Genomic DNA, 13,935 nt, shown 5'->3' on the forward strand with positions numbered 1-13,935 from the left:
AAGGGAGCACACGCGATGACGCCTCATGTTGATGTGTCCGTGATGGAGCAGCGCGCCCGGGCGACGGGCGGCGACCAGGGTCTTCTGCGCGAACTGCTGGCGGGGGCGCGGGCCGACACGCCCGCGCTTCTGGTGTCCCGGTCGGCCATCGTGCGGAATATCCAGGCACTCCGGCGGGCGCTGCCGCGGGTCGACATCCACTACGCCGTCAAGCCCAACAACCACGAAGTCTTTATCGACGAGGTGTTCGGACAGGGCGGCAATTTCGACGTTTGTTCGGCGGGCGAGATCGACCTCGTCCTGCGCCGGACCTCGCTTGACCCGGCCACCCTGATCCACTCCCACCCGATCAAATCGGTTCCGGAATTCGATTACGCGGTCGGACGCGGGCTGGAGCTGTTCGTGGTCGACAATCCGGCCGAGGTCCCCAAGTTCACGCGCTACGCCGAGAAGAAGCTCAAGGTCATGATCCGCTACCGCACCGCGGTCAACACCAGTGCGGTGGTCAATCTCCAGTACAAGTACGGGTGTATGCCGGACGAGGTGCTGCCGCTGGCCCGCCTGGTGCGGGAGACGGGGCACGACTTCTACGGCCTGTGCTTCCACGTCGGCTCGCAGTGCGTCTACAGCGACAACTACGTCAACGCGATCGCGACGGCGCACGCGCTCATCCGCGCGCTCGACGAGGAAGGCTTCGACACCCGGCTGCTTGATATCGGCGGCGGGTTTCCGGTCGAGTATGTCGAGCCGGTGCCGGCGATCGCCGCGTTCGCGGCGCCGATCGCCAAAGCGCTCGACGACCACATCCGGCCGGGCATCCGGATCGTGAGCGAGCCGGGACGGTTCATCGCGGCTACGCCGGTCACCCTGGTGACCTCGGTGGTCGGGCGATCGTACCGGGACGGGAAGATCTGGTACTACCTGGACGACGGGTTGTACTCGACGTTTTCGGGGATCGTGTTCGACCACTGCCAATACCCGGTGGTGACGAACAAGAAAGGCGAGCAGTTCCTGTCGGTGCTGGCGGGGCCGACGTGCGATTCGTTCGACGTCATGTACGACGGGCTGATGATTCCGCTGCACGAGGTCGGCGACCGCATCGTCTTCACCGCCACCGGGGCCTACTGCTCCGTATCGGGCTCCAACTTCAACGCCCTGCGGCGGCCGGAATACCTGGTCATCGACTGAGGCCGGAGAGGGCAGCGGCATGGGACAGAAGAAGACCGGCGGGGAGGTCTACATCGCCGAAGAGGGGATGAAGGATCTCTGGAATGTCTGGTACAGCGAGCTGCACGAGGGGCAGTCGGGGCTGACGATCAAGGTCGACCGGATGGTCGAGTCGGTGCAGTCGGAGTATCAGCGGATCGATGTGCTCGAGACGTTTGATTTCGGCAAGATGCTGGTGCTGTACGGCTCGCTCATGGTGTGCGACCGCGACTACAACGCCTACAACGAGATGCTCGCCCACGTACCGCTCTTTGTCCACCCGCGGCCGCGGCAGGTGCTCATCATCGGCGGCGGCGACTGCGGCTGCCTGACCGAGGCGCTCAAGCACCCGGGGGTGGAGCGGTGCACGATGTGCGAGATCGACCGGATGGTGGTTGAAGTGTCGAAACGGCACTTCCCCGCCCTCACTGCCGGGCTGGCCGACCGGCGGGCGCAGGTGGTGTACCAGGACGGCAAGCGGTACATCGAGGAGGCGACCGAGCGGTTCGACGTGGTTCTCCTGGATCTGTCCGACCCGATCGGGCCGGCGGCCGACCTGTTCCAGAAGTCGTTTCACCAGACTGTCCACGAGCGGCTGGCCGACGACGGCATCATGGTGGCGCAGTCGGAATCGCCGTTTTACAACCGGGACACGGTGCACCAGATGTACCGCAACCTGCGGGAGATTTTCCCGATTGTCCGCATGTACACCTGCTTCATGCCGATCTACCCCTCAGCCCTCTGGTCGTTCGCGTTCTGCAGCAAGAAGTATGATCCGATCCGGGATTTCCGGGCGGATGATCACGCCCGGCTGCGGCCGACGACGAAGTACTACAACGCCGAGGTCCACCACGCGGCGTTCGCTCTCCCCCAGTTCGTCAAAGAGATCGCGGCCGATTGACCCCGGGCCGGCCGGCAGACTCAGCGAAACGCGCGCTTCGGGCGCGCGTTTTTGGTTACGCGCGGGTTGCCGCTGGACAAGCGGGCGGCGGGGGGTTATTTTCGGCCCACGGAGGACGCGCCATGACCAAACCGATCCTGCTGATCCAGAACGTTGCGGCGGAGGGGCCGGGCACCATAACCGAATGGCTGGAGAGCCGGGGGCGGCCGTTTATGCTGGTCAAGGCCTACGAGGGAGAAGCGCTGCCCGACCCGGACGCGATCGAGGGGGGGATCTGTCTGGGCTGCCCGCACTCGGCGGCACGGTATCACGAGCATGTTTATCTCAAGGCCCTCTTTGCCTGGCTGGCGCGAGTCGTTCGGGAGGACCGGCCGTATCTCGGGATTTGTTTCGGCGGGCAGCTCTTAGCCCGCGTGCTGGGGGCGCCGGTGGAGGAGGGAAACGCGCGGGAGATCGGGACCTACATGGCCAAACTCACCGAGGCGGGAGCGGCCGATCCGCTGTTCGCGGGGTTTCCGCGGGAGTTTGCCATGTTCCACTGGCATAACGACACGTTCCGAACGCCATTCGGCGGGGTGCATTTGGCGGAGGATGAGGTGTGGGCACATCAGGCGTTCCGGAGGAACCGCCAGGTGGGGCTGCAGTTTCATCTGGAGCCGCGGGCATGTGATGTTGTGCGCTGGTGCGAGGCGTATCCGGACGAGTTGGCGGTACTGGGGAAAACGAAGGAGGAGGTTGTCGCCGAGTTCGAGGGGGCGTACGAGACGATTCGGGGGACGAATTTCCGGTTGCTGGATAACTGGTTGGGGTGAGGTGCCGGTAGGGCTCGTCGCCCACAGCTCTGCTGTGGGTGCTTGCCCTGGCGACGGGAAATGGTCGGGCTATAATTCCTGCCTGGGACGGCATGACTTGCTCCTGCAGGCGGACATGTTGGACAAGACAGTGAGTGCATAACGCTAAGTCCCCGCAGCGGAGCTGTGGGGTACCGCGTTTCTCTTCCGCGGTGGACCGGCACCGGCTTGTTGTCACAGCGCTCCGTGACCCGGAACACGATATCCACAAGAAAAGCCCGGTCGGGGGACCGGGCTTTTCGGTGTCATCTCGCGGGTGTCGATTACATCATTTCGTAGACAGCCGAGAGCTGGAAGTTCATCTCGCCGCTGTCGGCGCCCGACAGGAAGTTGAACCCGTTCAGGAACAACTCCGGATCGGTCCAGGCATCGACGTGGAAGCGGCCCCAGTGGAATCCGAACCCGAGGTAGGCGCTGTTGTCGGCGTAGTTGGCCTTGTACTTGACATCCTCGGCGAGCTTGGTCTCATCGCTCTGGCGATTCCAGATGCTCACGGCGCCCATGCGGATGTCGAGCCACTTGAAGACGTCGGCGTCGAGGCCGAGCTTAAAATACGGCAGCCAGACGTCGGTCTTGTTCCGCTCGGTGTATTCGGGGAGATCGGGGTCGGTGACATACGTGTCGGTGGTGTCGAATTCCTCCTTCACCTTGTTGTAGCCGAGGCCGAAGTCGGCCACAGCCAGCACGTTGGTGGCGGGGGTGTAGTTGAGGCCGACACCGAGTTGCAGGCCGGTGCGGCTGGTGCTGATGGAGTAGTCCTCGCTGTCGACATCATCGTCGTTGGTGTAGTTTACAATCCCGCGCTTGCTGTAGGCCAGCCCGGCGTGCGGGATAATCGTGTAGCTCGGGTTCACCTGGTAGAAGAAGCGGCCCTGGAGACTGAGGTCGTAGAAGCCGTCCTTCTCGTTCTCCGCATCGCCGTCTTCGTTGTCATCGGTGAAAGAGCCGAGGGCGATGTTGCCGGCCACGTCCCAGCCGCCATCGGGGGCGGTCAGGCCGAGGGTCAGGTCATAGTAGGAGAACCCCTCTTTGGCCTCGTTGTCGGTCATGTCGGCCGAGACGCTGCTGTGGAGGAGCCCGAGGCGGGCGCCGAAGTTGATATTGCCCAAGGAATTGCCGTAGAACAGGTTGATGCGCCGGTTGTTCCACCCGTCATCGAAGAGGGTATCGAACTCGACAAGGTTGCCGTCATCGAACAGGTTCTCAGGCTCAGACGCAGGGAGGTTGTCAAAGTAGGCGCCGAGCACCCACGGGTTGTCGCGGCCGATCTTGAAATGCACGCCGAAGCGGGTGAAGTCAGCCGGAGAGCTGCTCTCGATCGGGTCGGAGTCGGGGTCATAGCCGAATTCGCCGATCGCCAGGTTCGGGTAATCCATGATGCGGCTCGGGTAGAGCCAAATGTTGGCTTCGTCCAACAGGACGTTGTTGGTCTGACCGAGGGTCAGGGTTCGCGTTTCGGTCGCGAAGGCGCTTGTGCTCAGCACACACAGCGCGAGAATCGAAAGCATTACCAGTTTCTTCATAACCGTTTATCCTTAGTTGTGATTCGTGTCATCAGGAAACCTACCGCTGCCTCGGCAACGGGATTGGGGTTTCGGCTCGCCAGCCCGTCGCTCGAGCGCGGCAGCCGCTTCGTGACCTCATCCCTACCTTCACACCATAGGCGTACCTCCTGCGGCGGCCATTGCCGCCGTCACGATCGCACTCCTGTTACGACCACCTATAACATCTATCATCATCACAATTGGCCTCGGTGCCTTCAAAAAAATCGAGCCAATTTTAATTGGAGGGGCAAGGAAATTCAACAAAAAAAAGACTTGTCAAACCTTCGTCTCAGCAGGATGCCGCTGTCGCAATCTCTTGTTGTACAGCGAATTGCGAAATGAGATTCTCATTGAAAGGTTTACTCCCATAGCAATAAGCGGCTGCAGCGCTACTTTATCGACTGCCAGATGGCTTCCAGCTCCTCCAGGGAGTAGTCTCTGAACCTCCGGCCCGAGCCGTTCACTGCATCTTCGAGTCGTTCGAACCGGCGACGGAACTTGTCGAGGGCCTGCTTGAGCGCCCGTTCGGGGTCGACCTCCGCTTTTCGGGCCAGGGAGGCGGCGGCAAACAGAAGGTCGCCAATCTCTTCAGCCACTCCCTCGGGTTCGGCGACCGCCAGTCGGGCGCGGATTTCGCCAATCTCCTCCTCTATTTTGCCCAACACCTCTTCGGGGCTGTTCCAGTCGAACCCGACACCGCCGGCTTTCTCGCCCACCCGGTAGGCCATAGTCAGGGCGGGCATGGCTTTGGGGACGCCGGAGAGGACCCGGTCCTTCTCCCCCGACTCGACTTTGATCTGTTCCCACTGGTCGCGTACCTGGCGGGGATTGAGGTTTTTTCGTTCGCCGAACACATGGGGGTGGCGGGCGACCAGTTTCTCGACCACGTCGGCGATCGAGTTGTCGATAGTGAACCGGCCGGCTTCGGCGGCGAGCTGGGCGTGGAAGACAATCTGAACGAGGAGATCGCCGAGCTCCTCGCGGAGGGCGGCCGGGTTGTCGTTTTCGACGGCCTCGACCACCTCGTAGGTTTCCTCGATCAGGTAGGGCAGGAGGCTGCGATGGGTCTGCTTGCGGTCCCAGGCGCATCCCTCGGGAGAGCGGAGGATAGCGAGGAGAGCGACGAGGCGTTCGAACGGGGGTCGGCGGGGATCCAGGACGCGGTCTTTAATTGTGTCCATATCTGACGATAGTATAAGTAATTAGCGCACTTAGCGGCACGCGGGCGGACGCCTTTCGCGCCTTGACAAACGCCCCGGGCGCCAGTATACTAGGCGGTTTACGTTCCGCCCGCCGGAAGGTTCGATCCGGTCGGCGAATATATGGAATGAAAGCGGCATGAACAAGCAAAACGAGACCGAAATCAAGAAGTCCGCGGCCTACGCACCGGCGGAGGTTGAGGACCGCATATACCGGAAGTGGCTGGAGGCGGGGGTGTTTGTCGGCGATCCGCATTCACCCAAGAAGCCGTACTCCATCGTGATTCCCCCGCCCAATGTGACCGACGTCCTCCACCTCGGGCACGCGCTGAACAACACGATCCAGGACATCCTGATCCGGCGTCACCGCATGATGGGGTACGAGGCGGAGTGGATTCCCGGGTCGGATCATGCGGGGATCGCCACCCAGGTGATCGTGGAGAAGCGGGTGGCCAAGGAGGGGACAACGCGCCGGGAGATGGGCCGGGAGAAGTTTGTCGAGCGGACCTGGGAGTGGGCCAACCAGAACAAGGACAAGATTCTCAGCCAGCTCAAGCGCATGGGCTGTTCCTGCGACTGGTCGCGGACGCGGTTCACGCTCGATCCGGGGCTGTCGCGGGCGGTGGCCGAGGTGTTCCGACGCCTGCACGAGAAAGGCTGGATCTACCGGGGGTTCCGCATCGTCAACTGGTGCCCCTCCTGCCAGACGTCGCTGTCGGACGACGAGGTCGAACACGCCGAGTTTGACAGCCATCTGTGGTACATCAAGTACAAGCTGAAAGGGTCGGACGAGTACCTCACGGTGGCCACGACGCGCCCGGAGACGATGCTCGGGGACACCGCCCTGGCGGTCAACCCGAAGGACACGCGCTATAAGAAGTACGTCGGCAAGACGATCATCCTGCCGATTCTCGAGCGGGACATCCCGGTGGTGGCCGACAGTTATGTCGACCCCGAGTTCGGCACCGGAGTGGTGAAAGTGACGCCGGCGCACGACCCGAACGATTTCGAGATCGGCAAGCGGCACGATCTCCCCGAGATCAACATCCTGAACGCCGACGGGTCGCTCAATGAGAACGCCGGCAAGTTCAAGAACCTGGACCGGTTCGAGGGACGCACCCAGCTGGTCGAGGAGCTCCAGCGCAAGGGGCATATCGACCGCATCGAGAAGTACCGGCTCGCGGCCGGGACCTGCTACCGGTGCCACTCGATTGTCGAACCGTACCTGTCGGAGCAGTGGTTCGTGAGGATGGACCAGCTCGCGCAGCCGGCGGTGGAGGCGGTGAAGACGGGCAAGCTGCGGTTTCATCCGGAGTACTGGTCGAAGACTTACCTCCACTGGATGGAGAACATCCGCGACTGGTGCATCTCGCGCCAGCTCTGGTGGGGGCACCGCATCCCGATCTGGTATGCCGAGGACGGGACGGTGTTTGTGTCGGCCGAGCGGCCGCGGAAGGAGGATCTCCCCGCCGGCTGCGATCCGGAGGCGCTGGTGCAGGACGAGGACGTGCTGGACACCTGGTTCTCATCGTGGCTGTGGCCGTTCTCGACCATGGGGTGGCCGGAGCGGACGGCGGAGCTGGAGAAGTTTTACCCGACCAAGGTTCTCTCGACCGCCAGCGAGATCATTTTTCTCTGGGTGGCCCGCATGGTGATGGCCGGGTACGAGTTCGCCGGCGAGCTGCCGTTTTCGGATGTGTACATCCACGGCACGGTGCGCGACGCCAACGGGATCAAGATGTCCAAGTCGCTGGGCAACGGGATCGACCCGGTCGAGATTATCGAGAAGTACGGGGCGGACGCCCTGCGGGTCTCGCTGACGCTGGCGACGCCCGACGGGCAGGACCCGTGGATCAGCAAGAATACGTTCGAGGTCGGCCGGAATTTCGTCAACAAGCTGCACCAGGTGTCGCGCTTTGTCATGATGCGCCTGGAGGGCCGTCCCCCGGTGCGGGACACGATCGACGAGAGCGACCTGGTCCTTTTCGACCGGTGGATTCTCTCGCGGCTGGAGCGGACGATTCGGGCGGTCGACCGGAATTTCGCCGAGTACCGGCTGTCGGCGGCCACCAAGACGCTGTACAATTTCGTCTGGAACGACTACTGCTCCTGGTACATTGAGCTGATCAAGCCGGACCAGCCGGGGCAGGCGATCCGGCCGGGCTCGCTTGACGTCGCGACCTACGTTCTGGACAAGATCGTGAAGCTGCTCCACCCGTTCGCGCCCTTCGTCACCGAGCGCATCTACCTCGACCTGATCGGGGCCGATCTCGAGGCCGTGGACCGGAAGACGACGATCGTTTTCGGTCCGTGGCCCACCACCCAGGGACGGTTCATCGACGACCAGCTCGAGAGCAGTCTCGAGCAGATCCAGGCGGTGGTCAACGCCGTGCGCTCGGTCCGTTCGGAGCTCAACGTGCCGCCGGGGCGCAAGTCGGACCTCTACGTGCGGGTGGACAACCCGCAGTTCGGCGACCTGCTGCAGAAACACATCGAGTATTTCCGGTCGCTGGCGCGGGTGGAGAACCTCCATTGCGGGACGGCGGTCAAGCGGCCCAGTCCCTCGGCCACGGCGGTCATCACGGGGGCGGAGATATTTGTCCCGCTTGAGGGGCTGATCGATCTCGAGGTGGAGCGCAACCGGGTGGAGCGGGAGCTCCAGAACCTCGCCCTCCAGCTCGAGAAGGTGTCCAAGAAGCTGGCCAACCAGGATTTTCTCGCCCACGCGCCGGCCGAGGTGATCGAGCGGGAGAAGGCGAAGAAGGCGGATTTCCAGGACCGCATCGAGAAGCTGAACAAGAACCTCGAGCAGATCATGGGCTGGTAGGAGGGCCGGCGGGGCGGCGCCCCGCGGGGACAAGGCAGCCGCCGGGCCGCAGGCCCGGCGGCCTTCTTTTTGCCGGGCGCGGCCGTCGAAGACGCCCCCCGCGAACCGCGCTGGGCGCGCGGCCCGGGACAGCCGATACATAAGACGGGAGCTTGCCTCCGGCCCGGACCGCCGGCGCGGCGGGGCCGGTTCGCGATTGCCCATTCCGCGAATCCGCGTATATTGAGGGCGAGGGTCGGCGGAGTCCGCCGACGGGAGTACACATGGGCAGAGCAGTAATCATACTCGCGCTTCTTCTGGCGGGCGGGGTGTCGGCGGCGACGGTCGAAATCGACCCGATCCCCTCCGGCCGCCTGCGCCTGCGCGTGTACGCATCGGCGGTGCTGACGCCCGCCGACAGTTTCCAGACGCTCCACAGCGGGCTGGTGGCGGTGCCGGGCGAGGGGATCTACGCCTACGGCACGCCGCTCACCAGCGGCGGAGTCGACACGGAGCAGTTGTCGGTGTGGCTGCTCGATGCCTCGGTGGACGCGGGGTCGGAGGGCATTCTCGACCTTGACGTCTGGCATACGCCGGCTGCGCCCGGCGGCGACACGCTGATCAATCCGCTGGTCCCCGACAGCATCTTCCGCGTCCCCGACAACAGCCTGTTTGCCTGGGCGGATTCGTGCCGCTGTGTCCATACGTCGGACCCGTTCATGTACCTCGACCGGGAGGGGACGAAGTCGTTTCTCGTGCGGGTATCGCGGGTCTGCTACGAACTGGGGGGCGATGAGCGCTGGGTCAATTTCGTGTACGCGGTCCGGTGGACGCAGGCCGGGGCGATCGACACTGCGCATGTGATCAACGGCTACTACAACCGCGGGAGTCCGCTGGCGCCGGTGCACGCCTCGCTGGGGCTGTGGGCGCCGTCGCTGACGGTCGAGGCGGCGGTCTACCGGATATTCACGGTGGAAGACACGGGGGCCGGGCGCACCGTAGTTCTGTGGGAGACGCCTGATCCGATAACTTCCCCCGCCGCGCCGGCCGAGTGGGTGGGGCAGCGGAAAGTGATCGGCAATCCGGCGGCGGAGCACCACGCGCTCGCGGTGGTCCAGTGGACGCTGCCGCACCCGAACCAGCACTGGCACACGACACTCCATTCGCCGAGGGCAGGGCGCTGGGAGGGGTTCGCGACGGGAGGGCTGGTGGACGACCAGCCGGTGTTTTTCGGCGTCAGCAGCGACCTCGAGCACTTCACCACCCACCCGGAGCCGCTCATCCCCCGTAGCAGCGAGCGGCCGGGGACGCCGATAATCGATTCGACTGTGTACACCGTCCGTCCGCTGGTCCTGCGGGTCGGGGACACGTCGGTGTACCGCCTGGCGGTGTCGGGAGCGCGGGACACAACCGACCGCCACACCTGGTGCAGCACGGCGCTCACCATGCGGGTGATCGATCTTCAGACGCCGACGGCTCCGGCGCCGTATGCGCCGGCCGACCCGGGGTGCCCGCCACTCACGCTCTATCCGACGTTTGTGTGGGGCGCGTCGACCGATCCGAACCCGGGTGAGGCGGTGTCCTATTGCGTGTATCTGGCGCCCGACGAGGGTTTTGAGGCGGCGCGGGCAAGCCCCCGTGTCCAAGACACCAGCTTTGTCTTCAGCGAACCGCTCGCCCGGTCGACAAGGTACTGGTGGAAGGTTTCGGCCGAGGATTCTTCCGGGCACGTGCGGATGTCGCCGGCGGCGACGTTTCGGACGTGGCTGCCGGGGGATGCGGACGGCGGCGGAACGATCGCGGTGGCGGACGTGACGCTGGCGGCGGCGTACCTCTTCCGCGGGGGGGTGTTGCCCTGCGGGGAGGCCGCGCTCGATGTGACCGGAGACTGCGCGGTCTCGGTGGCCGACCTCGGCCGGATGATCGCCTATCTCTTTCGGGGGGGGCAGCCGCTTTCCGCGGGATGCGGAGGGGACGCCGGGAGGACCCGCGGCGGGGAGCCGGGCGGGCGGATTAGTTCCCCGGCTGCCGATTGACATTGACCTTCCCCCGGCGGTCCCTATATTGGGTGCGGCCCCGACAACGCTCTCAGATCCGCTGACTCGAAGGTTATCATGGTGCGAGTGTCTATCGTCATCGTCATTCTGCTCGCGGCTGTGCCGGCCGCGGGTGCGGCGACACGCCATGTGCCCGAGGACTACCCGACAATTCAGGCGGCCATCGACTCGGCGGCCGGGGGCGACACGGTGCTCGTGGCCAAAGGAAACTACTCGGGGCCGGGGAATCTCGACCTCGCGACCCGGGGCAAGAACCTGGTGATCCGCTCGGACACCGGCCCGGACAGCACGCGGATCATATTTCGGCTGACCGTGGGGGAGCAGTGGTTCACCCGGTGTTTTCTCTTTGACTCGGCGTCCGGGGGAACGGTGCTCGAGGGGTTCACGTTTGTCGACTCGGGCAGTTATACCGCGACGGAGGGGCGGGGGCTGCTGATCCAGGGATCCTCGCCGCTGATTCGCCGCTGCGTCGTCAGCGGATTTCACGCCGGCTCGCCGGTGGTGTGCGAGGGCGGTTCGCCGACTTTCGACCACTGCACGTTTACCGGGAACACGGGCGGGTGTTCGACCTGCAAGAGCGGGGACGACCGGGCGGCGCCGTGGCTGGGACGAGCATCGGCCGTGCGGTGCACAAACGGCGCGACGGCGCGGTTCGATAACTGCGACTTTGTCGGTAACACGGCCGACCTCTCGCAGGGCGCGCTCGTGTGCGATGCCTCCTCTCCCCTGCTGACCGACTGCCGCTTTGTCGACAACGGCGGCTACGCGTCCCACGCCGCGGCGGTGACGGCGGGCAACGGCTCCGGTCCGGTTTTCGCCAAGTGCCTCTTCGAGCGCAACCGGAACGACGGGTTGAACCGGGAGGTGTTCGGCGGGGCGGTGTACTTGTACGGGTCGACGGGGTCGTTTGACGGTTGTCTTTTCGACAGCAACGCGACGCTCGGCGGGAACCGGCGGTTTGGAACCGGCGTGTGCGCCGATTCCGGGTCGGCGGCGACGCTCGCCGGGTGCACGTTCACCCGCAACGAGGGGGGCGGGAACAGCGGTTTCTCTGCGGTGTGGTGCGGTCCGGACGCAACGGTGGCGATCAGCCGGGGGCTGGCGGTGTTCAACCGCGACTGCCCGCCGGTCGGGCGGGCGGACTCGACCGGGACGGTCACGCTGTCGTGCAGCGACCTGTACGGCAACAGCGGTGGCGACTGGACGGGCGATATTGCGCCGCAGTTCGGATTGGACGGCAATTTCAGCCTCAATCCCCATCTGTGCGACACGGCCAATCCGGCGGTCGGGTTGTTCGACATCTCGCCCTGCGCACCGCCGCACAGCCCCTGCGGGGAGGTGATCGGGGCTTTCGGAGTCGGGTGTCTCGACGCCCGGCCGATGATTCTCTCGCCGGCGGCGGTCCTGGCCATGGAAGACCAGCCGTTCGGGTATGAGCCGGAATTCGCAGACCCGGACGGCCCGGACACGGTGATTTCTTTTGGGGCGGCGCCGGGATGGTGCAGCGTGTTCCAGAACACCCTGGTCGGGACGCCGCCGGAGGGTGCCTCGGACACGCTGTTCGTGCTCGTCGTCTCCGACGGGTACAAGGCGGACACGCGGACGGTGGTGATCGACGTCATCCCGGTCAACGACCCGCCGGCGCTCGATACGATCGGCGACCAGGCGGTGGACGAAGGGGAGCAGCTTGAGTTCCGGGTCTACGCAGCGGACGACGACAGCGACAAGCTGATCCTCGCGGCCGAGGGTATTCCGGAAGGCGCGGTTTTTGTCGACAGCGGCAACGGCGCGGGCGGTTTCTCCTGGCGGCCGGGCTACCGCCAGGCGGGGGCGTACGAGGTGTGGATCGCGGCGACCGATGATTCGCTGGCCGCCGACAGCGTGAGGGTGGGCCTCACGGTGCGGGATATTAATGTGGCGCCGGTGCTTGACCCGGTGGACTCGCAGTGGGTGATCGAGGGACGCACACTGGCGATTCCGGTATCGGCCGGCGATGCCGACGGGGATGTGCCGGTTCTCGCCGCCGAGGGCCTTCCCGCGCACGCGGTCTTTGTCGACAGCGGCAACGGGCGCGGGCGGCTCAGTTTCACCCCGGACTCGACTCAGAACGGGGTGTACGACGTCCTCATCGTGGCGGCCGACACGGCGCTGGCGGATTCGCTGACGGTGACCCTGATCGCGGTCGATTCGGTTCCGGTTATCGCCGCGCTGGTGTTCGCGGCAGAGACGGACATGCAGCACGTGGTGGGAAATGCGCCGACGGTTGCGTGGCACTACACCGACTCGCTCCAGGCACGGATGCAGACACGGTTCGAGATCGCGGTCGGTCTCGATTCGGACTGGACGACGGCGGAGTTATGGGCGGACACCGTGTTCGATTCGCCTTCGACGACGGTCGCGTACGCCGGCGCGCCGCTGGCGGACGGGCTCTCGGGCCGGGTGCGGCTGCGCGCCGCCAACGGAGCGGCCTGGTCCGAATGGTTCGAGGCGTCGTTTCGCCTGAATTCGCGGCCCGGCGAATTGGCGGCGCTGGCGCCCTCTGAAGGCAGCTCGACGGGCGCGCGGCCGATGCTCCGCGTGACGAATGCGGCCGACGCCGAAGGGGACTCGCTGGCATACTCCTTTGTGGTTTTTCTCGATACGGTGCCGCGCACGGAGGACTCGCAGTACGTGGCCGGACTGCCGGAGGGGATCGACTCGACCGGCTGGCAGCCGCCGCTTTCGCTGACGGAGAACCGGCGCTACCGCTGGCGGGCGCAGGCGTTCGACGGATATGAGTATTCGGACTGGACGGATTCGACCGGCAGTTTGTTCTGGGTGAACGACGCGCCGGAGCCGCCGCCGATGCCGCACACGACCCCGATCACGAGCGGCTGCTCGCTGCTGGACCTGCTCCCGACATTCACCTGGTCGCGCTCGCTCGACCCGGACCCGCTCGACACGATCGTCTACTTCCTGCACCTGGCGACCGACTCGGGGTTTGTCGCCCTGCAGGTGTTCGGACCGCTCGCCGACACCGCCTGGACGCCGGCGGATTCGCTCGCGCCGGGGACCGCATACTGGTGGAAAGTGGCAACCGAGGACAACACGGGGCAGCGGACGGAGTCGGCGGTGACGTCGTTCTGGACCTGGCTGCCGGGGGACGCCAACGACAACCACGATGTTGCGGTGTCCGACCTCACGTTGATGATCAGCCACCTTTTCCGGGGCGGCAGCCTTCCCTGTGAATTCCGAACCGGGGACGTGACGGGTGATTGCGCGGTGACGGTCGCCGATCTGACCCACATGATCTCCTACCTCTTTCGCGGGGGGCCGGCGCCGCTGCTGTGGTGCGCCGAGTAGCCGGTCTCATGGCCGTGCGTGTCGGCGGC

The 13,935-nt window shown here is 65.1% G+C and carries 8 protein-coding genes; 6 read left to right on the forward strand and 2 right to left on the reverse strand.

Annotated elements, in window-relative coordinates; all coding sequences use genetic code 11:
- Positions 1–15: 15 nt before the first annotated feature.
- The 3 genes from KA261_03930 (at position 16) to KA261_03940 (ending at position 2,919) form a co-directional block, all read left to right on the forward strand.
- Positions 16–1,188: a type III PLP-dependent enzyme gene (locus tag KA261_03930; GenBank protein ID MBP7696936.1), complete on the forward strand. Its 1,173-nt coding sequence runs from the start codon at positions 16–18 to the stop codon at positions 1,186–1,188.
- Positions 1,189–1,207: 19 nt separating this feature from the next.
- Positions 1,208–2,107: a polyamine aminopropyltransferase gene (gene speE, locus KA261_03935; GenBank protein ID MBP7696937.1), complete on the forward strand. Its 900-nt coding sequence runs from the start codon at positions 1,208–1,210 to the stop codon at positions 2,105–2,107.
- A gap of 122 nt (positions 2,108–2,229) precedes the next feature.
- Positions 2,230–2,919 (forward strand): type 1 glutamine amidotransferase, encoded by a 690-nt coding sequence (locus tag KA261_03940; protein ID MBP7696938.1) that lies wholly within the window; start codon positions 2,230–2,232, stop codon positions 2,917–2,919.
- Between the two features lie 302 nt (positions 2,920–3,221).
- Here KA261_03940 and KA261_03945 read toward each other — a convergent pair whose 3' ends face one another.
- Together KA261_03945 and mazG are read right to left on the reverse strand one after the other, a co-directional pair.
- Positions 3,222–4,481, reverse strand: coding sequence for a hypothetical protein (locus KA261_03945; GenBank protein MBP7696939.1), 1,260 nt, complete (start codon positions 4,479–4,481; stop codon positions 3,222–3,224).
- 410 nt (positions 4,482–4,891) lie between these two features.
- The gene (mazG, locus tag KA261_03950) at positions 4,892–5,683 is read right to left on the reverse strand and encodes a nucleoside triphosphate pyrophosphohydrolase (GenBank protein MBP7696940.1); all 792 of its coding nucleotides are present in this window, start codon (positions 5,681–5,683) and stop codon (positions 4,892–4,894) included.
- A 157-nt stretch (positions 5,684–5,840) separates the two neighbouring features.
- Between mazG and KA261_03955 the strand changes: the two genes are divergently transcribed.
- The 3 genes from KA261_03955 (at position 5,841) to KA261_03965 (ending at position 13,906) form a co-directional block, all read left to right on the forward strand.
- Positions 5,841–8,528, forward strand: a complete 2,688-nt coding sequence (locus tag KA261_03955) for a valine--tRNA ligase (GenBank protein ID MBP7696941.1) — start codon at positions 5,841–5,843, stop codon at positions 8,526–8,528.
- Between the two features lie 263 nt (positions 8,529–8,791).
- Positions 8,792–10,543, forward strand: a complete 1,752-nt coding sequence (locus tag KA261_03960) for a dockerin type I repeat-containing protein (protein ID MBP7696942.1) — start codon at positions 8,792–8,794, stop codon at positions 10,541–10,543.
- A gap of 78 nt (positions 10,544–10,621) precedes the next feature.
- Positions 10,622–13,906, forward strand: coding sequence for a hypothetical protein (locus tag KA261_03965; protein MBP7696943.1), 3,285 nt, complete (start codon positions 10,622–10,624; stop codon positions 13,904–13,906).
- Positions 13,907–13,935 lie beyond the last annotated feature (29 nt).

Source organism: Candidatus Zixiibacteriota bacterium, from assembly GCA_017999435.1.
In the GTDB taxonomy this organism is placed as follows: Bacteria; Zixibacteria; MSB-5A5; order GN15; family FEB-12; genus JAGNLV01.